We start from the raw sequence: 19,421 nt of genomic DNA, 5'->3' as shown, positions 1-19,421 counted from the left end.
CCTGTGCACCGGAGACTTCGATGAAACCGCACCAGCTCAAGGCCTTTCTCGCCGTGGTGGAGCTGCGCAGCATCCGCCAGGCGGCGAACGCGCTGCACATCACCCAGCCCGCCATCTCGCGCGCGATCCGCGAGCTGGAGGAGCACCTGGCGGTGCCGCTGTTCGTGCGCAGCGCGCACGGCGTCACGCCCACCGAGTACGGCCTGGCCTTCGAGCGCCGCGCGCGCCTGCTGGAGCAGGAGGCCGAGAGGGCGCGCGACGAGCTGCGCCAGATGCGCGACGGCCAGCTCGGCTGCGTGCGCGTGGCGGTGTCCTCGGTGCCGGCCATGGCACTGCTGCCGCAGGCGCTGGCACTGTTCCGCGCCGAGCTGCCAGCCACCGCGCTGGAGTTCAGCGAGGGCCTGGCGCCCCTGGTGCTGCCCGCCTTGCGCGAGGGCCTGCTGGACCTGGCCCTGGTGCAGCACCGCCTGGAGCGCGTGGGCCCGGACGTGGATTGTGAGGAGCTGCTGACCACGCCGCTGGCTATCTGCGCGCGGGTGGGCCATCCGCGTGCGCGGGCCCGCAGCCTGGCGGCACTGCAGCACGAGGAGTGGGTGGGCTGGGACCGCGCCATGGTTGAAGACCTGTTCGCCGGCAGCGGCGTGCCCGCGCCCGAGCGCATCGTGGTCAGCCGCTCGATGGAGATCACGCGCGCGCTGGTGGGCCGGGGCGATCTGATCAGCGTGTTCGCGCGCCCGGCGCTCGACCGGGAGCTGGCGCGCCACGGCATCCGCGCTATTCCCGTGCAGACCCGCCTGCCGGAGCTGACCATCAGCGCGATCACGCGGCGCGGCCACATCCCGACGCCGGCGGCACAGAAGTTTCTCGAAGCGGTGCGCACGGCAGCCCGGGGCATCGCAACCCCATAGCCTGGCCATGCAGGGCAGCGCCGAATGGGGCGACCGTGAAAAATTGCCCACATTGCGGTCTTTGTGCCCGCCAGGACCGCCGCGAGCCCGGCCACGGCGCAGGCGGCCCTTACGATCATACGAAGGACCCACCACCGCATGAACAAGCACACCCCTCCCATCGCAGCACCCTGGATCGCCAGCATTCCCCTGTCGGCCGATGGCGCGGCATTCGCGCTGCTCATCGTGCACCCGGGCCGGGCCATTGCTCCACCCGAGGGCCTGCGCGCCGTCATGCGTTTCAACGCCGATGGCGAGGGTGGCTTTGTCGCCGCGGCCATGGCGGGGGACGGCTGCTGGGGCTACATCGACGCCGAAGGCCATTGGCGCGTGCCCCCAACGCTGGAGAACGCGCGCGACTATTCCGAAGACGGCCTGGCACGCTTTTGCCAGGGCGGGCGCTGGGGCTTCGTGAACCTGGCGGGCGAGGTGGTGATCGCACCGGCCTTTGAGGACACGCGGCCGTTTCGCGGCGGGCTGTGTGCGGTGATGGTGGGCAAGAACGCCTGGCGCATCATCGACCGCGAAGGGAAGTTCACCTGCGAGGAGAGCTTTCGCGAACTGAGCACCTTCGGCGCGGGCGCACTGGCGCGCGCAGTGAGCAAAGCCAAGGGCACGAACCAGCTCGCCTATGGCTATGTCGACGGCCAGGGCCGCTGGGTGATCGAGCCGCGCTTTCAGCGCGCGTTGCCGTTCGGCGAGCAGCCCGCCACCGCCGCATCGCTGGATGGGGAGACGTATGGCCTGATCGATGCACGCGGGCAGTGGGTGCTGGAGCCCCGCTACCCGGACATCCGGGCCTTCAACAAGCAGGGGCTGGCCTACTTCGACGAACCCGACTCGTGGGACAACGGCCACGGCTACCTGGACGCCAAGGGGCGCGTGGTGATCAAGGGCGAGCGGCACCTGTCCAGACACATGGTGCACGGCATGGTGTGCAGCGACTACAACGGCGCCGGCTATCTGCGCGCGGATGGCAAGGCGCTGGACACGCCGTCGCTGGTCTACGGCAGCCACTTCCGCTCGGAAGGCGGCTTTGCGGTGGTGCGCACCGCCGCATCGGCAGCGCACAAGGGCCACGCAGGCCGGCCCGCCGCCTGGGCCCTGCTGCACCCCGATGGCCGCGTGGCAAGCCTGGCAGAGCCCCTGCTGGAGCCCCTGACGAACGGCGATGGATGGCTGGTGGAGGAGATGAACGACACGCCGCTGGTGCCGTTTCTCACGCGCGATGGGCAGGTGGCGTACCTCGACCGCGATGGCGCCGTGGTCTGGCGCGCGCAGTACGACGGACAGCACGCCACGCTGCTCGATGCGCAGGGCCAGGCGCTGTGGCGCAGCGACGCGCAAGAGGGCGACTGCCGGGCGCCCCACCCCTTCTTCCTGCCACCCATCACCGACCACCTGGAGGGCATCGACACGCTGGACGGCATCGTTCCCCTGGCCGAGACCTTGCTGGCCGAAGCCGAGGCCCGGCTGCACCGCCTGGCTGCGGGCCAGACGCTGGAGCGCGAGCCCTCGCCAGATGGCGACGACGACGATGATGAGGACGGGGACGACGATGAGGACACCGTGCAGGCGAATCGCGCGGTGGTGCTGCGGCGGGTGATGCGCACCTACATCAGCGAGGAGCACAACGGCCCCTACGAGTTCCTGTGCTCTGAGTTGAGCGACGCGGTGAACCAGGCCCGCGAGGCGATGCTGCAGGCGCTGGAGGCCCGCTACGGCCCAGCCGACCCGGACCCCGAACACGCCGCACCCTGGCACGGCGCTGAACGTACCCAGGCCTGGGCGGTGCCGATGGCCCAGGCCCTGCCGGGCGATACCAGTGTGCTGCACGAGTCGCGCGAGCAATGGGTCACGCTGTACAAGAGCTCCGACTCTGGCGATGGCGATGCCTGGTGGGAGCTGTGGCTGATGGTGGCCCCGAGCCTGGACGCCCTGGAGACGGCACGGCGTGCACGCAGCGGCCTGGTGTCGCAGGGCGCTGAGGACGGCGATGGCGGCGATGATGAAGCGGGCGATGAAGCGGGCGATGAAGGGGGGGATGAGGGGGGGGTCGATAGCGCATCCGGCGAGCGCCCCAAGCCCCAGACGCGCGCCGAATGGCTGCAGGCCGTGGGCAGCGACCGCTATGCCATTGGCCAGGTGCCCGCCCAGTGGCTGGACGACGCGATGGTGGATGCCGCCCTGGCCAACGAGGTGGAGGCGCTGGCCTTTGTGCCGCCGGCCTTCCAGACGCCCGAGCGCCTGGAGGCGCTGGTGCGCCAGGGCGTGAACTCGGCGGCCAGCATCCCGCCCGAATGCATGACCGCACAGGCCTTGGCGCTGGCCCGGCAGCTGTACGCGCAAGAGTCCGACTGGCACTGGCGCGACGAGCGCAACAGCCGCATCCCCAAGGAATGGGACCACAACAGCCTGGGCGACGTGTGGGGCTGCCTGCTGACGCCGGAGCTGGCACTCAAGGCAGTGCGCGCACAGGCACCGCTGCGCGACCTGGCGCACTGGCTGCGCACCGATGCGGTGGAGAAGGCGGCGCTCAAGGCCGACATCTACAACATCAGCTACATCGACAAGGCGAAGATCACGCCAGAGCTGGCTGCGCTGGCCGTGCAGCACGACTATGGCTGCCTGATCGAGGAGATTCCGCCCGAACTGGTTAGCCCCGAGCTGTGCCTGGTGTCGGCCCGCGTCAATGGCCTGTCGCTGGAGAAGATGCCCGAGCCGCTGCGCAGCGTTGCGGTGTGCGTGGCCGCGCTCAAGGACCGCTCGGACGTGTTCCCGCACGTGCCCGAGGCCCTGCGCCTGGCCGTCACCACGCAGCTGATCGAGGACGATCTGGCGGGGGCGCGCAAGGAGGGCGAGCCGCGCGAGGGCAGCCACTGGCACGGCTACCGGGCGTGGGTCAAGCTCTGGGACGAGGACTACGAGGGCGCCATCGCCGACGCGAAGCTGGGGCTGCCGCAGATGCGCTACGAGCAGCATGCGAACTATGTGCTGGCCAGCGCCTACATGGAACTCGGGCGCGAGGCCGAGGCGGCGCTGGAGGCATCGACCGTGCTGTCCTTGCAGTCACCGTACAGCGCGCAGTGGAACGACGAGGAGGACACCAGCTGGCTGCAGGCGCTGGTGCAGGAGCAGGCCGGCACGGCCGACGATGGTGCGCTGCTGGCCCAGCTGCAGTCGCACCCGCGCACGCTGGCGGACATTCCGCGCGAGCGCATCACCCATGCCATGGTGGATGTGGCCATGGCGGTCGACGAGGACACGGTGCGCTTCGTGCCGCGCCGGCTCATGACACCGGCACGCTACGCCGCGGCCCTGCGCCAGGGCGTCAAGCAGTTCGAGCAGATACCCCCAGCCATGCTGGGCGAGGAGGCCTGCATCGAGTACGTGAGCGGTGGTGGCTGGCGCCTGGAATACCTGCCCGAGGCGCTGCGCACGGTCATGGTGTGCGCGCACGCGGTGCGGCGCAGCAGCAGTGCCATGGAGTATGTGCCCGAGGCACTGCGTGCCCAGGTGCGGGAGGCCATGAAACAGCTGCCCGCCGAGGAGGACGCAGACAGCTCGACCGGTTCTGCCAGCGGCGACTGGCTGACGCGCCGGCTCGTGGATTCGCTGATGACCAAGGACGCCACGGCATCGGGCGGGCTGCAGCAAAGGGGCATGTTCACGGCCTTTATCCTGAAGACCATGCTGGGTGCGAAGTCCGACGACATCGCGAGGCTCAAGGGCCTAGCCGGGTGGTTCGAGGTGCGACCCTTCCTGGCCATGGTGACCAACCTGGTGCTGGGCCTGGCCGCGCTGGTCAGCCATGCATTCGTGTCCGTGGGCGCCTGGCGCGCCGAGGGCCCCTGGGTGGGGCTGGGCACCTTTGCGCTGATGGGCTTTTCGGAGCTCTACTGGGCCTGGCGCTTTGTGTTCTCCACGCCGTTCAGGCCCGGGCTGGGCGTGGCCTGCCTGGTGGTGATGCTCTACGTGTTCGCCTGGCGCTGGATGTACCGGCGCATCGGCTTGGTCTATGCGGCCCAGGCCAAGGACAAGGGCGAGGATTGAGCGCTCAGAAGGTGTGAATGGACCCGGCGTGTCCGAGCAGGCCGCCAAAACGCGTGCGATCTAGGCGCAAAGCGGAGACATAGCTCGGGCTATGGCGAGCATTTGCAACGACGAGCGCGCGTGTTTTGGAGGGATGAGCGGGCATGTCGGGTTCGTTCACACCTTCTTAGGCTGTCGCGCCGTCGTAGCAGGGGGCGATGGCGCGCACCTCGATGGTCGCCCATTCGGCGGCCGGGCATTCGCGCGCGATGGCCAGGGCCTCTTCGCGCGTGGCGCAGTCCACGAGGAAGAAGCCGCCGATCATTTCCTTGGTCTCGGCGAAGGGGCCGTCGACCAGGCGCGGCTGGCCTTCGCGCACCTGCAGGCGCACGCCCTCGGTGTCGTTGGCCAGCGATTCGCCGCCCAGGAGCAGGCCGCGTGCCTGCAGGCCGGCGCCGAAGCGCTGCATGCGCGCATAGACCTCCTGCCCTTTGGCCAGGCCGCGCTCGGCACGCTGGCCTGGGGGTTCCATGATCAGCAGCATGTAGGGCATGGGGATCTCCGGCAGTGAATGGTGGGGATGGGCGCGATTCTAGAAGCGTCTTCAGAACACGGCCCGGCCCGGCGTGCGCAGCGCCTGCACCAGGTCGGCGGCAAGGCGCGGCATGTCCGTGGGCCTGCATTCGCCCAGGCTCACGCGCACGGCCGGGGCACTGGCCAGGCGCAGCGGCGTGCCGGCCTGCACGGCCCAGCCGCGCGAGGCCATGGACTGCACCACGGCCGCCTCGTCGGCCACGGGTAGCCACATGTGCAGGCCCTCGCCGGGCGCCAGCACGACCTGCTGCGCGGCCAGCGCCTGCACCAGGGCCTGGCGCCGGGCGGCGTAGGAGCCGCCGGCCTGCGCCAGCGCGCTGCCCTCGCGCATCTGCCGCCACAGGCCTGCCGCCAGGCCTTGCAGGATGCGGCTGACCCAGCGCGGCCCCAGGGCCTGCTGGGCGCGCAGGGCCTGCAGCAGGGCCGGCGTGCCAATGGCCAGCGCCACGCGCAGATCCGGCCCGAGGAACTTGCTGACCGACACAACGTGCAGCCACAGCGGAGGCAGCGACGCCGCCATGGCCAGCGGTGCGGCCGAGAGCGGACCCCAGTGGTCGTCGAGCACCACGAGCAGGTGGGGCAGGGCCTGCAGCTGGCGGCGCAACGCCTTCCAGCGCGCGGGGCTGATGGCGGCACCCGTGGGGTTGTGCGCGCGCGGCGTGAGCACCAGGGCGGCGCAGCCCTGCAGCACACCGGCGTCGGGCACGCACAGGCCCTCGCCATCCACCGGCAGCGGTACGGGTTTGAGGCGCAGGCTGTGCATCAGCGCCACCAACGGCGGCCAGCACGGGTCCTCGACCGCCACGCGGTCACCGGGGTGGGCATGCACGCGCAGGGCGCGCTCCACCGCATCGAGCGTGCCGGAAAACACCCCGATCTCGCCACAGGGCAGGCCCTGCGCCATGAGCCATTGCCGCGCCTCGGCCTGCAGCGCGGGCAGGTCGGCCGGGGCCTCGTAGCTGGCGGAGGAGGCCAGCGCGGCCCAGGCCGCTGCACCGCCCTGCAACTGGGGAAGCAGCGACGCGTCGACATTGCCGCTGGCCAGGTCACGCAGGCCCGTGGGCACGGCATAGGCCTGGGCCATGCGCACCGGGGCACCCACCACGCGCGTGCCGCGGCGCCCGTCGGTCACCACGCGGCCTGCGTCGCGCAGCCTGGCATAGGCCGCGGCCACGGTGTTGGGGTTCACCGCAAGCTGCTGCGCCAGCGTGCGCACGGCGGGCAGGGCGTCACCGGGCTGCAGGGCGCCGCTGCGCAGGACATCGAGCAGGCTGTCGGCGATGTCAGCGGCGGTTTTGCCATGGGCGTACAATAAATTCATACATTCATTTTAATGTATTAGTACAAAAAGGAAATACCATGAAGACCGCGTTGGCGCTGCGGCATGTGCCGTTCGAAGACCTGGGACTGCTCGCCCCCTTGCTGCAGCAGCGCGGCTATTCCGTGCGCACCCACGATGCGGGGGTGGGGCCGCTGGAGGACAGCCTGCACCCAGAACCTGACCTGCTGGTGGTGCTGGGCGGGCCCATCGGCGCCTTCGACGAAACGGCCTACCCGTTCCTCACCGATACGCTGGCGCTGCTGCGCGAGCGGCTGGCACGCCGGCTGCCGGTGCTGGGCATCTGCCTGGGTGCTCAGCTCATGGCCCGCGCCCTGGGGGCCGGCGTGGCACCCATGCGGCGCAAGGAGATCGGCTTTGCGCCGCTGGCCCTCACACCACGCGGCGAACGCTCGGTGCTGGCCCCCCTGGCCCAGGGCACGCCGGTGCTGCACTGGCATGGCGACCAGTTCGAGATACCACCCGGTGCCGAAAACCTGGCCAGCACGCCGCTGTGCCCGCACCAGGCCTTTGCCGTGGGCACGCATGCGCTCGCCTTGCAGTTCCACCTGGAGGCGGACCTCTCGCGCATCGAGCAGTGGCTGGTGGGCCATGCCTGCGAGCTGGCCGCGGCTGGCGTGGACCTGCAGGCGCTGCGCAGCGGGGCCCGGGAGCATGGCAGCGCGCTGGCCCGTGCGGCCGAGGCCGTGTTCGGCGCCTGGCTCGACGGCATCGGGGGCGGCCACGCATGAGCCCGGTGCTGCTGGGCCAGGTCGCGGCCGTGCTGCGTGGGGCCGCCGTGCCGTTCGGCGACCGGCCGGACACACGCAGCGCCATTGCCAAGCAGGCCGTCGCGGGCCCGGTGCCTGTGGACGCGGCCGGCCTGCAGGGTGACGAACAGGGCGACACCCGCATCCACGGCGGGCCCGACAAGGCCGTGCACCAGTACCCGCTGGACCACTACGCGCTGTGGCGCAGCGAGCTCGGTGATCTGCCCGTGCTGGAGCAGCCGGGCGCCTTCGGCGAGAACATCGCCAGCACCGGCATGGCCGAGGCCGACCTGTGCTGGGGCGACCGCGTGCGCATGGGCAGTGTGCTGCTGGAGGTCGCTCAGACGCGCCAGCCGTGCTGGAAGCTCAACACCCGCTTCGGCCAGCGCGACATGGCGCTGCGCCTGCAGCGCACGGGCCGCACCGGCTGGTACTACCGCGTGCTCGCGCCCGGCACCGTGCAGGCGGGCGACGCCATCACGCTGGTGGCGCGCCCGCATGCAGGCTGGCCGCTGGCGCGTGTGATCGAGGTGCTTTACCACCGCACGCTCGATGCGCAGCTGCTGCGCGAACTGGCGGCGCTGCCGCAACTGCCTTCCTCGTGGCAGAAGCTCATCGCGCGGCGGCTGGAGCAGGGCACGGTCGAGGACTGGAACCGGCGCACGCAAGGGGTGTGAAGGCAGGGCTTGGCAGCGCGGCAAAGCCCGTGTTAGCATTTGCCTCCTATGCAACGCAGCATGCTCCTATCCACCCTAGCTCTAGGCCTAGTGCCTGGCCGGGGTCTGCCTGCGTTCGCCATCACCGTTGCCACTTCGCGCAACACCTGATTTCCCCCTGACCCCGGCCCGCGAACCAGCCTTTGCACACCAGCAAAGGGCTGCAGGGGACGTCATCCGTATTCATTTCGTTTGACCTGCATGCAGGCAGCGCCCACACCATGGCGCACCGCATGCAACCGTTCGTGGAGCCACTTCTCATGATTGCCAAGCCCGCCACCAAGTACCAGCCCATCGCCCCCGTTGCGCTCACCGACCGCACCTGGCCCTCACGTTCCATCACCCAGGCGCCGATCTGGTTGTCCACCGACCTGCGCGACGGCAACCAGGCCTTGTTCGAGCCGATGAACGGCGAGCGCAAGATGCGCCTGTTCCAGGAGCTCGTGCGCATCGGCTTCAAGGAGATCGAGGTGGGCTTTCCGGCCGCCTCGCAGACCGATTTCGACTTCGTGCGCCGCCTGATCGATGAAGACCTGGTGCCCCAGGACGTGACCCTCATGGTCATGACGCAGTCGCGAGCCGACCTGATCGAGCGCACCGTGGAGGCCGTGCGCGGCGCGCCGCGCGCCATCGTGCACCTGTACAACGCCACGGCACCGGCCTGGCGGCGCATCGTCTTCGGCATGAACGTGACGCAGGTCATGGAGTTCATCGACCAGCATGTGTCGCACTTGAAGCGCCTGACCGATGCCCAGCCGGAAACGCAGTGGACGCTGCAGTACTCGCCCGAGACCTTCAGCGCCACCGAACTCGACGTGTCGCTGCGCGCCTGCCAGACGGCGATTGCCGCCTGGGGCGCGGGCCCGGGCCGCTCCATCATCATCAACCTGCCGACCACGGTGGAGAACGCCACGCCCAACGTGTTCGCCGACCAGATCGAGTGGATGCACCGGCGCCTGGCGCCGCGCGAGCACGTGGTGCTCTCGGTGCACCCGCACAACGACCGCGGCACCGGAGTGGCCGCAGCCGAATTGGCCATGATGGCCGGCGCCGACCGCGTGGAGGGCTGCCTCTTCGGCAACGGCGAGCGCTGCGGCAACGTGGACATCGTGACCCTGGCGCTCAACATGTACACCCAGGGCGTACACCCGGGGCTGGATTTTTCGGACATCACCGCCGTGGCGCGCGTGGCCGAGGAATGCACGGCGCTGCCCGTGCACCCGCGCCACCCCTATGCGGGCGACCTGGTGTTCACGGCGTTCTCGGGCTCGCACCAGGATGCGATCAAGAAGGGCTTTGCCGCGCAGGACCCGAACGGCCTGTGGGAAGTGCCCTACCTGCCCATCGACCCGGCCGACCTCGGCCGCACTTACGACAGTGTGATCCGCGTGAACAGCCAGTCGGGCAAGGGGGGCATCGCCTTTTTGCTCGAACGCGAGCATGGCGTGGTGATGCCACGGCGCATGCAGGTGGAGTTCAGCGCCGTGGTGCAGCGCCAGACCGACGCCAGCGAGGGCGAGATGACCGGCGATGCGCTGTGGAAGCTGTTCCAGTCCACCTACCTGGCCAGCGGCTCCGACGCGGCCATCGTCTGCCATGGCCACAAGCTGGCCGATGACGGCCAGGGCATCGAGCTCGATGTGAGCATCGATGGCGTGCGCCAGACCCTGCAAGGCCAGGGCAATGGTCCGATCGCCGCGACGGTGGATGCGCTGGGCCTGCCGCTGCGCGTGGACCACTACGAGGAGCGCGCCACGGGCACAGGTGCCAACGCGCAGGCCCTGGCCATCGTGGAGGCGGCGCTCGAAGGCGTGGCCGGCTCCACCTTCGGCGCGGGCACCAGCCACAACATCGTGACCGCCTCGGTGCAGGCCATCGTGAGCGTGGCCAACCGGCTCGCCGAGCGCAGCGAAGGCGCCCGGGCAGCGACCGCAACGGTGTAAACGAAGACGGAGACAACAGTGGCGATGCCTTCACAAAAGGCGGTTGCCACGGCGGGGCATTCACCCCCGCGCACAGGGTGCGGTACGCTTGCGATCCATGCGTGTTCTTTCCTGTCTGGCCCTGGTGTCCGCTGCGCTGCTGATCGCAGGCTGCGGCACCTCCCGGCCCCCCTCGTCGTCGTCCTCCTCTTTTCCGTCCGCCCCGGTCCGCACGACGCCGCCGCTGAGCCCGGACCAGGCGCACGGCATTGCCATCCATGCGCTGGGCCTGGTGGGCACGCCCTACCGCTACGGCGGCAATACGCCGGATTCAGGCTTCGACTGCAGCGGGCTGATCGGCTATGTCTACCGCAACCAGGTCGGCACGCCGCCGCCGCGCACCGTGGCCGCGCTCAATTCTTGGGGTTACCCGCTCGAGTCCGGTGAGCTGCGCGCGGGTGACCTAGTGGTGTTCGGCACCGGACGCCAACCCAACCATGCCGGCATCTATGTGGGAGAGGGGCGCTTCGTGCATGCGCCTTCGAGCGGCGGCACGGTGCGGCTGGATTACCTCAGTGCCAAGCACTGGGCCGGGCAAAGGCCCGCCTTCCGCCGGCCTTGATCAACTCGCCAGGCGCTGACCGCCAAGGGCCTGGGCAAAGGCCAGGTGGTTGCCGTCCGGGTCCGTCACCAAAATGGCGCGCACCTTCTTGCTGTTCGAGCGCTGGGCGGTGTCCACTCCCATGCGCTCCAGTTGCTCGCCCTGTTCGTCGATGTCGTCCACCGCCAGCGTGACCGAGCAGCGGCCGGCGCGCCTGGGCAGTTCGTAGACCTGCAGCCAGCCGCCCTGCGGCAGGGTCCATTCCGCCAGTTCGGGCATGGGCTGCGAATCGGGTCCGCGTTCGAACAGGGCGCCATACCATTGCACCGCGTCGGGCAGGCTGCTGACAGCGACACTGGCAAGGGCATTCTGGATGGCCATGGAAACTCCTGGAGACGGGGCTGGGACTGGCTATAGGTATATCTGCGGCGTGGGTGAAACGCTGCAGGACAGCACCCTGGCGCAAAGCCCTCCGGCATCCAAGGCGAAAATGGCGCCCATGACCCTCCACGTACACACCGCCCCCGCGACCACCGCGCTGTCCACCCACGACACGACCCGCATCGACGACACCCGTATCAAGGCCGTGCGCCCGCTGATCACGCCGGCCCTGCTGCAGGAGTGGCAGCCCGCGCCCGAGGCGGCGCAGACGCTGGTGGAAACCAGCCGCGCCGCGATCTCGCGCGTGCTGCACGGGCACGGCGACCGCCTCGTCGTGGTGGTGGGGCCGTGCTCCATCCACGACCACGGCCAGGCCATGGAATACGCACGGGCGCTCAAGGCACAGGCCGATGTGCTCGCGGACGACCTGCTGGTGGTGATGCGCGTGTACTTCGAGAAGCCACGCACCACCGTGGGCTGGAAGGGCTACATCAACGACCCGCACCTGGACGGCAGCTTCGCCATCAACGAGGGGCTGGAGATGGCGCGTGCGCTGCTGCTCGACGTGCTGGCACTGGGCCTGCCGGTGGGCACGGAGTTCCTGGACCTCTTGAGCCCGCAGTTCATCAGCGACCTGGTGAGCTGGGGCGCAATCGGCGCCCGCACCACGGAAAGCCAGAGCCACCGGCAGCTGGCCAGCGGGCTGTCGTGCCCGGTGGGCTTCAAGAACGGTACCGACGGCGGCGTGAAGGTGGCCAGCGATGCCATCCAGGCGGCCAGCGCGCCCCACGCCTTCATGGGCATGACCAAGATGGGCCAGGCGGCGATCTTCGAGACGCGCGGCAACAACGACTGCCACGTGATACTGCGCGGCGGCAAGGCGCCCAACTACAGCGCGGCCGATGTGGATGCCGCCTGCGCCATGCTGCAATCGGCCGGGCTGCGCCCGCAGGTGATGGTCGACGTCTCGCACGCCAACAGCAGCAAGCAGCACCAGCGCCAGGTCACCGTGGCCGAGGACGTGGCGCGCCAGATCGCCGCGGGCGATGCGCGCATCACCGGCCTGATGGTCGAAAGCCATTTGCAGGAAGGCCGCCAGGACATCGTGCCCGGCCAGCCGCTGGCGCACGGCGTCTCGGTGACGGACGCCTGCATCAGCCTCGTGCAGACCGTGCCGGTGCTCGAAGGCCTGGCACAGGCCGTGCGCGCACGCCGCGCACGGAAGGGCTGATTCAGGACAGGACTTCACGTGGAGGGCGCGCCGCCGCACCCTCCACATTGCGCGCCGTGGCCAGCAACGTGGCGCACAGCGTTTCATCACCTGACTCTGCGACGGCATAGACATCCGCCGCGCAGACGGTGAGCGTGCGGCCCGCGTCCACCACACGGCCCCGGGCGCGCAGGCAGGTGCCACGGGCCGGGGCCAGCAGCTTCACGTGCGCATCCACGGTGGCATTCGTCCAGCCGGCCGGCAGGGTGCTGCCGGCAGCCGCCACCGCGGCAAAGTCGGCCAGCGCGAAGATCGCCGTGGCCTGCAGCTGGCCTGGGCGGAAACACAGGGATTCCTGCACCGGCATCTCCAGGTCCACCTGGCCATGGGCCACCCGGGTGAAGCGCAGGCCCAGGGTTTGCGCAATCGGCATGGCCAGCACATGGGCCTGGAGCAGCGCGGAGGAATCGGGGGCGTGTGGGGTCATGGTTTTCTCCTGGAGACACGGGGGATGGGGGAACTGGCCGGGGCCAGCGGGCGCTTGCGCACGCGCGGCCAGGGGGCCGGCGCCGGGTTGGGGGTCTTGGCGGCAGGTTCCCTGGCCTGCAGCCAGGCGATGTGGTCCAGCACCGTCTGGCGCTGGGCCTGCAGCAGGGCCACCTGGTCCGCCAGCTCCTGCGCCCGCTGGTGCAGGGCCTGCACCATGGCGGCGATGGTGAGCCGGCCGCCGCGAAAGTCCGCCAGGTGCTCGGCAATGCGCGGCAGCGCAAAGCCCAGCTGGCGCGACATGGCGATGAAGACCACCTCGCGCTCGGTACCCTCGGCATAGTCACGGTAGCCGTTGGCCCGGCGCCCGGGCTGCAACAGGCCCTGGCTTTCGTAGTGCCGCAGGGCGTGCACCGAGACCGAGGTGCGGCGGGCGAGTTCGGAGATCTGCATGCCGGCAAGGCTAGCAAGCCTCGCCCTGCACGAAGGTTGCATCCGCGACTGCCACACCGCCCACAGTGCGGGTTAGGGCCGACATGGGGCAAGCGCTTCCCGGTGTAGGATTGCCTTTTTAAGGTTGCAGCGACCACGGTTTGCGTCTAGAAACGGTCATCTGGCACCCCAGGACAGACGGGGGGTGTTTCGCTGCGACTTTTGCCACCCCTTTTTTCACCATCGACTCCGGTCCGGGCTCCTCTTTCCATGCTGGCTACACCGCTCCCCGCAAGAACGTGTCACCGACGCCCGGACACGCACGGCCCGAGCGGCACCTTGCGCGACTGACCATGCAGCATCCAGAGCACGCCACCGCTGAGGCTGCGCGGCTCCATGCACTGCAGTCCTACGCCATCCTGGACACGCCCTCCGAGGACGCCTTCAACAAGCTGGCCGTTCTGGCGTCACGCATCTGCCGGACACCGATGGCGGTGGTCAATTTCGTGGACAGCGAGCGCCAGTGGTTCAAGGCCGCCGTGGGCATCCCGTTCCAGGAGACCGACCGCGCGGTTGCCTTCTGCGCCCACGCACTGAACGGCAGCAAGGACCCGGTGGTGGTGGACGATGCCAGCGCGCACCCGGTGTTCTCCCACAACCCGCTGGTCACCGGCAGCCCGCACATCCGCTTTTACGCCTGTGTTCCGCTGGTCAATGGCGACGGCTTTGCCCTGGGCACGCTGGCGGTGCTGGACACCCGTGCACGCCGCCTGGAGGCCGAGCAGCTCGACGGCCTCAAGGTGCTGGCCGAGCAGGCCATGGTGCAGCTGGAGCTGCGCCGCCAGCAGCGCCTGCTGGCACAGCTGGTGGAGCAGCGCGACCGCATGCACGACGAGCTGGTGGAGCAGGCAGAAACGCTGCGCGTGGCTGGCCGCATCGCCCAGGTGGGCGGCTGGATCGTGGAGCTGCCCAGCATGCGGCTGAGCTGGTCGCAGGAAATCGCCGCCACTTACGGGCTGACCCGGCGGGTGGGTGCCGTGGGCCAGATCCTGGACCTCTACACGCCGCCGTACCGCAGCGCCTTGCGCAATGCGTTCAGGGCCTGCCTGCGGCACGGTACCCCCTTCGACCTGGAGGCCGAAGTCGTCATGCCGGGGGACCGGCATTTCTGGGTGCGCACCGCCGGCCAGGCGGTGCGGGATGCGCAGGGCCGGGTCATCCGCATCCAGGGGGCCTTCCAGGACATCTCGGCACGCCACCAGGCCGACCTGGCGCTGCAGCGCAGCGAAGAGCGCTTCCAGCTCGTCTCGCGCGCCACGGCCGATGCGATCTGGGACTGGAACCTCACCACCGACGCCATGTGGTGGAACGAGGGCATGCAGACCCTGTTCGGCGTGCCGCTCGACCAGTTGCCGCCGGACAGCACCTCCTGGACGCTGCGGCTGCATCCCGAGGACAGCGAAGCGGTGCTCAAGGGCATCCACGCGGCCATCGACGGAACCGACAGCCACTGGTCGGACGCCTACCGCTTTCGGCGCCAGGACGGCAGCTATGCCTGGGTGCTCGACCGCGGCTTCCTGATCCGCGACAGCAGCGGGCGCGCCGTGCGCATGGTCGGCGGCATGGCCGACCACAGTGCACAGAAGGCGGTAGAACTGGAAGCCCAGCGCGACACGCGCAACCATGCCGAGCTCTTGCACCTGCAGCAGCGCATCTCCTCGCTGGACATGCCGCTCGCCGACGTGCTGCACATGGTGGCCGAGGCGGTGAAGCGCCAGACCGGCGCCCGCGGCGCCATGGTGGAATTGATCGAGGGCCGGCACCTGGCGGCCAAGGCCTCGGCCGGCGACATGGTGCGGCCCGAGGGCGACCTGCTGGCGGTGGATGAATGCATCCTCTGGCCCTCGCTCCAGCAGGGCCGCACGGTGCTTTGCAACGACACCGAGGGCGAGGGCTGGGACATGCAGTCCATGGTCCACCGCCATGGCGTGCGCTCGGTGATGGCCGCGCCGCTGCGCGCAGGGGACGTGGTGGTGGGCTCGCTCACGGTCACCTCGGACCGGGTCAATGCCTTTTCGCGGCGCGACGTGGCGCACCTGGAGATCCTGGCCGAATCGCTCGGCGCCATGGTGCAGCTGCGCCACGTGGCCGGGCAGCTGCATGCCTCGGAGCTGCAGTACCGCATGCTGTTCGACGAACACCCGCAGCCCATGTGGGTGTATGACCGGGGCAGCCTGCGCCTGCTGGCCGTGAACCACGCCATGGTGCACCACTACGGCTACAGCGAAAAGGAACTGCTGCGCATGCACATGCAGGACCTGTGGCCCGCGCAGCACCGCGCAACTGCCGAGCGCCGGCTGCGCGCCATCGACCCGCAGCAGCGCAGCCTGCCCAAGGTGCGCCGCCATGTGCGCAAGGACGGCAGCCTGATCGACATGGAGATCACGGCGGGCAACATCGATTTCAACGGCGTGGGGGCGCGCCAGGTCCTGGCCTCCGATGTGACCGAGCGCGTGCGCAACGAGGCCGAACTGGCCCGCATGGGCCGGGCCCAGCGCCTGCTGAGTGCCTGCAACGAAACCCTGGTGCGCGCCACCTCCGAGGCCGCCTTGCTGCAGGCCATCTGCCAGATCGCGGTGGACATTGGCGGCTACCGCATGGGCTGGGTGGGTTTTGCGCGCGACGATGAGCGCAAGTCCATCGAACCGGTGGCCCATGCGGGCTACAACAACCAGTACCTGGAAGCGCTGCACCTGAGCTGGTCGGAAGACGACGCCTACGGGCGCGGCCCGGCGGGCCGAGCCGTGCGCTCGGGCAAACCCGTGATCGTGCAGGACATCCGCCAGGAAAACCACTTCGTGGACTGGACCGAGCGCATGCTGGAGCACGGTTTCCACGCCGTGATCTGCCTGCCGCTGCGCGACCGCGACCGCACCTTCGGCCTGCTCTACCTGTACGCACCCGATATCCTGCAGATCAGCACCGAAGAGACCGGGTTGCTGCAGGAACTGGCCAATGACCTGGCCTTTGGCATCAACAGCCTGCGCACCCAGAAGGCGCAGCAGCGGCTGCAGGCCTCGGTGCTCAAGGTGGCGGCGGCCGTGTCGGCCAGCACGGGCACGGAATTCTTCGAGCAGCTGGTGCGCAACATGGCCGAGGCCCTGGATGCCCAGGGCGGCTGCGTGGTGCGCCTGCTGCCGCAGTACCATGACCAGCCACCGCGCGTGAGCACGCTGGCGGCGGTGCTCGACGGCCAGTTCCTTGCGCCCACCGACTACGCGCTCGAAGGCACGCCCAGCCTGCAGCTGCTGGACCAGCGCCAGTTCGTGGTGGCCGACGGGGTACAGCAGCTGTACCCGGATGCGCCGGTGCTGCGCATGGTGCAGGCCCGTGGCTACGCCGGGCAGCAGCTGTGCAACGCCGATGGCGAGGTGGTGGGCCTGGTGTTCGTGCTGTTCCGCCATGCCATCGCCGACCCGAATTTCGTCATCTCCACCCTGCAGATCTTTGCGGCGCGCGCCTCGGCCGAGATCGAGCGCCAGGTGGCGGACGCACGCATCCGCCACCAGGCCTCGCTGCTGGACAAGGCGCAGGACGCGATCATCGTGCGCGACCTGGAACACCGCATCATCTTCTGGAATCTGAGTGCCGAGCGCCTGTACGGCTGGTCGAAGCTGCAGGTGCTGGGCCAGTCGATCGAGACCCTGCTGTACGAGGACCCCACGCACTTTCGCCGCGCCACCCAGGCCACGCTGGAGCATGGGGAGTGGACCGGCGAGATCGTGCAGCAGCACCGCGATGGCAGTTCCATCGATGTGGAGGGCCGCTGGACCCTGGTGCGCGGCGACAACGGCCAGCCCCATTCCATCCTGGCCATCAACACCGACATCCGCCAGCGCAAGGCCACCGAACGCGAGATCCAGCGCCTGGCGTTCTACGACCCCCTCACCGGTTTGCCCAACCGCATGCTGCTGATGGACCGCATGCACCAGGCGCTGGCCAGTGCCCGGCGGCACCAGCAGGGCGGGGCGCTGCTGTTCATCGACCTCGACAACTTCAAGACCCTGAACGACACCCTGGGCCATGACCAGGGTGACATGCTGCTGCAGCAGGTGGCGCAGCGCCTGAACACCTGCGTGCGCGCCGTGGACACCGTGGCCCGCCTGGGCGGCGACGAGTTCGTGGTGATGCTCGAGGAGCTGAGCGCCCGGCCCGACGAGCTGGTACTGCATGCGCGCTCGGTGGGCGAGAAGATCCTGGCCACGCTGGCCATGCCCTATGCCCTGGCGGGCTACCAGTACCGCAGCACGCCGAGCATCGGCGTGGCCCCCTTCACGAGCGAGCAGACCAGCGTGGGCGAGCTGCTCAAGCAGGCCGACCTGGCCATGTACCAGGCCAAGACGGCGGGCCGCAACACGCTGCGCTTTTTCGACCCGCAGATGCAGGCCGTGGTCACCGAGCGCGCCTCGCTCGAGACCGACCTGCGCTCGGCCCTGGCGCAGGATGAGTTTCTGCTGCACTTCCAGCCCCAGGTGCGCCAGTCGGGCCTGGTGGTGGGGGTGGAGGCGCTGCTGCGCTGGGCCCACCCCCAACGCGGCATGGTCTCACCGGCGCAGTTCATTCCGCTGGCCGAGGAAACCGGCCTGATACTGCCGCTGGGCCGCTGGGTGCTGCACACCGCGTGCAAGCTCCTGGCGAGCTGGCAGGACGACCCGGCCCTGAGCCACCTGACCGTGGCCGTCAATGTGAGCTCGCGCCAGTTCCGGCATGCGAGCTTCGTCGACGACGTGGCCCGGGTGCTGGCCATCACGGGCGCCCCCTCGGGCCTGCTCAAGCTGGAGCTGACCGAGAGCCTGCTGGTGGAGGACATGGAAACCACCATTGCCACCATGGCGGCGCTGCGCTCCTACGGGGTGGGCTTCTCGCTGGACGACTTCGGCACCGGCTACTCGAGCCTGAGCTACCTGAAGCGCATGCCGCTGGACCAGCTCAAGATCGACCAGAGCTTCGTGCGCGACCTGCTCACCGACCCGAACGACGCAGCCATCGTGGACACCATCATCGGCCTGTCGCGCAGCCTGGGCCTGGAGGTCATCGCCGAAGGCGTCGAAACCGCCGAGCAACGCGAGCTGCTGGCCCGCGCAGGGTGCCAGCTCTACCAGGGCTACCTCTTCAGCCGCCCCCTGCCTGTGGACGCGCTGGAGGCCTTCCTGCGCAGTCCTGGATAAGAAACCCCCTGAGTCGCTTCGCGCCTTCCCCCGGAGGGGGACGCCCCCAGCGCGGCGGGGCGGCCCTTGCGCGGGGGCACTGGCTTCGGTAGCGCCATTTTTTAGAACATGTGCTACGTGGAGTGCAGAGCTGCCGCTTTTCGCGCCTGAAGCCAGTTCGACCGGAGAAGAAGGGAGTGGAGCGACGATGAATGTTGTTCCCTGTCTTCTTCTTATAGTCTTTATAAATACATAGTCGTAGTAGTAGAGCGCGGCATTTTGTGTGGACAAGTGCATTTTTCCGTGGCCTGGCAAGCACTTGCGTGGCGCTGAACCCTGTGTGCCGCACGCGGTTCCTGCTGTCGCGCCAACGGGGACAAATACCGGAGATGGCTCTTCTCTGTGGACAACCGGGCAGTTGTGCCAGCAATTCCCCCAAAGTTATGCACAAGGACCGGCTGATACGTGGAGAAGTCACTGCGCAGGCGGGCTTTTCTCCTGGGGGTGCGGCTTTTTGCACCCCTTCAGGGTCGTCTGCAAACTGGCGATGGCTTATCGGCCCCCTGCGGCCTCCTGTTCAGCCAGGCGTGCCTCCGCAAGCCAGCCTGGCCCTTGCAGCTGCCCCTGGCCTGCCGTTGCAAAGAAGGGGCCTTCTGCGGCCTGTGAAGGGCACGGGCAGCTCTTTCTTCCCTGTAGGGTGCCAGCGCGTTGCCCTGTGGGTACAACAGGCTCCAGGTCGGTCGACGCGCCCTGCATCAGGTTTTGCTTGTTATTCTTTAATAGCTCTATAAATCAATAGCAGTAG

The 19,421-nt window shown here is 69.1% G+C and carries 13 protein-coding genes; 8 read left to right on the top strand and 5 right to left on the bottom strand.

Annotation, left to right across the window (positions count from 1 at the left end):
- Window positions 1–20: 20 nt before the first annotated feature.
- Together ASE31_RS05050 and ASE31_RS05045 are read left to right on the top strand one after the other, a co-directional pair.
- Window positions 21–908, top strand: a complete 888-nt coding sequence (locus ASE31_RS05050) for a LysR family transcriptional regulator (RefSeq protein WP_057200441.1) — start codon at window positions 21–23, stop codon at window positions 906–908.
- A gap of 138 nt (window positions 909–1,046) precedes the next feature.
- Window positions 1,047–5,000, top strand: a complete 3,954-nt coding sequence (locus ASE31_RS05045) for a WG repeat-containing protein (RefSeq protein WP_057200440.1) — start codon at window positions 1,047–1,049, stop codon at window positions 4,998–5,000.
- A gap of 166 nt (window positions 5,001–5,166) precedes the next feature.
- Here the strand turns inward: ASE31_RS05045 and ASE31_RS05040 are convergent, their stop codons facing one another.
- Together ASE31_RS05040 and ASE31_RS05035 are read right to left on the bottom strand one after the other, a co-directional pair.
- The gene (locus ASE31_RS05040) at window positions 5,167–5,532 is read right to left on the bottom strand and encodes a YciI family protein (RefSeq protein WP_057200439.1); all 366 of its coding nucleotides are present in this window, start codon (window positions 5,530–5,532) and stop codon (window positions 5,167–5,169) included.
- 51 nt (window positions 5,533–5,583) lie between these two features.
- Window positions 5,584–6,894, bottom strand: a complete 1,311-nt coding sequence (locus ASE31_RS05035; protein WP_057200438.1) for an aminotransferase class I/II-fold pyridoxal phosphate-dependent enzyme — start codon at window positions 6,892–6,894, stop codon at window positions 5,584–5,586.
- A gap of 38 nt (window positions 6,895–6,932) precedes the next feature.
- Here ASE31_RS05035 and ASE31_RS05030 point away from each other — a divergent pair, with 38 nt between their 5' ends.
- The 4 genes from ASE31_RS05030 to ASE31_RS05015 all read left to right on the top strand — a co-directional run bounded on the left by ASE31_RS05030 (window position 6,933) and on the right by ASE31_RS05015 (window position 10,921).
- Window positions 6,933–7,643, top strand: a complete 711-nt coding sequence (locus ASE31_RS05030; RefSeq protein ID WP_057200437.1) for a glutamine amidotransferase — start codon at window positions 6,933–6,935, stop codon at window positions 7,641–7,643.
- The gene (locus ASE31_RS05025) at window positions 7,640–8,338 is read left to right on the top strand and encodes an MOSC domain-containing protein (protein ID WP_200961072.1); all 699 of its coding nucleotides are present in this window, start codon (window positions 7,640–7,642) and stop codon (window positions 8,336–8,338) included. The genes ASE31_RS05030 and ASE31_RS05025 overlap by 4 nt, the downstream gene beginning before the upstream one ends.
- A 299-nt stretch (window positions 8,339–8,637) precedes the next feature.
- On the top strand, window positions 8,638–10,320 hold the full coding sequence (gene leuA, locus ASE31_RS05020; RefSeq protein WP_057200804.1) for a 2-isopropylmalate synthase: 1,683 nt from the start codon (window positions 8,638–8,640) through the stop codon (window positions 10,318–10,320).
- A 97-nt stretch (window positions 10,321–10,417) separates the two neighbouring features.
- Complete coding sequence (locus ASE31_RS05015; RefSeq protein ID WP_057200436.1) at window positions 10,418–10,921, top strand: C40 family peptidase; 504 nt, start codon at window positions 10,418–10,420, stop codon at window positions 10,919–10,921.
- Here ASE31_RS05015 and ASE31_RS05010 read toward each other — a convergent pair whose 3' ends face one another.
- A complete protein-coding gene (locus tag ASE31_RS05010; RefSeq protein ID WP_057200435.1) occupies window positions 10,922–11,281 on the bottom strand; it encodes a VOC family protein in 360 nt (119 codons plus the stop codon).
- A 118-nt stretch (window positions 11,282–11,399) separates the two neighbouring features.
- Between ASE31_RS05010 and ASE31_RS05005 the strand changes: the two genes are divergently transcribed.
- Window positions 11,400–12,512 (top strand): 3-deoxy-7-phosphoheptulonate synthase, encoded by a 1,113-nt coding sequence (locus tag ASE31_RS05005; RefSeq protein WP_057200803.1) that lies wholly within the window; start codon window positions 11,400–11,402, stop codon window positions 12,510–12,512.
- Window position 12,513: 1 nt separating this feature from the next.
- Here ASE31_RS05005 and ASE31_RS05000 read toward each other — a convergent pair whose 3' ends face one another.
- Both ASE31_RS05000 and ASE31_RS04995 read right to left on the bottom strand, forming a co-directional pair.
- Window positions 12,514–12,978 carry a PaaI family thioesterase gene (locus ASE31_RS05000; RefSeq protein WP_057200434.1) on the bottom strand — a complete coding sequence of 155 codons (465 nt, stop codon included), beginning with the start codon at window positions 12,976–12,978 and terminating at the stop codon, window positions 12,514–12,516.
- Window positions 12,975–13,430 carry a MerR family DNA-binding transcriptional regulator gene (locus ASE31_RS04995; RefSeq protein ID WP_057200433.1) on the bottom strand — a complete coding sequence of 152 codons (456 nt, stop codon included), beginning with the start codon at window positions 13,428–13,430 and terminating at the stop codon, window positions 12,975–12,977. Before ASE31_RS04995 ends, ASE31_RS05000 begins: the two co-directional genes overlap by 4 nt.
- Window positions 13,431–13,762: 332 nt before the next feature.
- On the opposite strand from ASE31_RS04995, the gene ASE31_RS04990 reads away from it, so the two are divergent.
- On the top strand, window positions 13,763–18,637 hold the full coding sequence (locus tag ASE31_RS04990) for an EAL domain-containing protein (RefSeq protein ID WP_057200432.1): 4,875 nt from the start codon (window positions 13,763–13,765) through the stop codon (window positions 18,635–18,637).
- The last annotated feature ends 784 nt before the right edge of the window (window positions 18,638–19,421 follow it).

Source organism: Acidovorax sp. Root217, assembly GCF_001428645.1.
In the GTDB taxonomy this organism is placed as follows: domain Bacteria; phylum Pseudomonadota; class Gammaproteobacteria; order Burkholderiales; family Burkholderiaceae_C; genus Acidovorax.
This window is presented reverse-complemented; position numbering and strand designations above follow the sequence as displayed.

Excerpts from the sequence above, each read along its gene's own strand:
- ASE31_RS05050 (WP_057200441.1), top strand. The coding sequence starts at position 21 with ATGAAACCGCACCAGCTCAAGGCCTTTCTCGCCGTGGTGGAGCTGCGC.
- ASE31_RS05045 (WP_057200440.1), top strand. The coding sequence starts at position 1,047 with ATGAACAAGCACACCCCTCCCATCGCAGCACCCTGGATCGCCAGCATT.
- ASE31_RS05040 (WP_057200439.1), bottom strand. The coding sequence starts at position 5,532 with ATGCCCTACATGCTGCTGATCATGGAACCCCCAGGCCAGCGTGCCGAG.
- ASE31_RS05035 (WP_057200438.1), bottom strand. The coding sequence starts at position 6,894 with ATGAATTTATTGTACGCCCATGGCAAAACCGCCGCTGACATCGCCGAC.
- ASE31_RS05030 (WP_057200437.1), top strand. The coding sequence starts at position 6,933 with ATGAAGACCGCGTTGGCGCTGCGGCATGTGCCGTTCGAAGACCTGGGA.
- ASE31_RS05025 (WP_200961072.1), top strand. The coding sequence starts at position 7,640 with ATGAGCCCGGTGCTGCTGGGCCAGGTCGCGGCCGTGCTGCGTGGGGCC.
- leuA (WP_057200804.1), top strand. The coding sequence starts at position 8,638 with ATGATTGCCAAGCCCGCCACCAAGTACCAGCCCATCGCCCCCGTTGCG.
- ASE31_RS05015 (WP_057200436.1), top strand. The coding sequence starts at position 10,418 with ATGCGTGTTCTTTCCTGTCTGGCCCTGGTGTCCGCTGCGCTGCTGATC.
- ASE31_RS05010 (WP_057200435.1), bottom strand. The coding sequence starts at position 11,281 with ATGGCCATCCAGAATGCCCTTGCCAGTGTCGCTGTCAGCAGCCTGCCC.
- ASE31_RS05005 (WP_057200803.1), top strand. The coding sequence starts at position 11,400 with ATGACCCTCCACGTACACACCGCCCCCGCGACCACCGCGCTGTCCACC.
- ASE31_RS05000 (WP_057200434.1), bottom strand. The coding sequence starts at position 12,978 with ATGACCCCACACGCCCCCGATTCCTCCGCGCTGCTCCAGGCCCATGTG.
- ASE31_RS04995 (WP_057200433.1), bottom strand. The coding sequence starts at position 13,430 with ATGCAGATCTCCGAACTCGCCCGCCGCACCTCGGTCTCGGTGCACGCC.
- ASE31_RS04990 (WP_057200432.1), top strand. The coding sequence starts at position 13,763 with ATGCAGCATCCAGAGCACGCCACCGCTGAGGCTGCGCGGCTCCATGCA.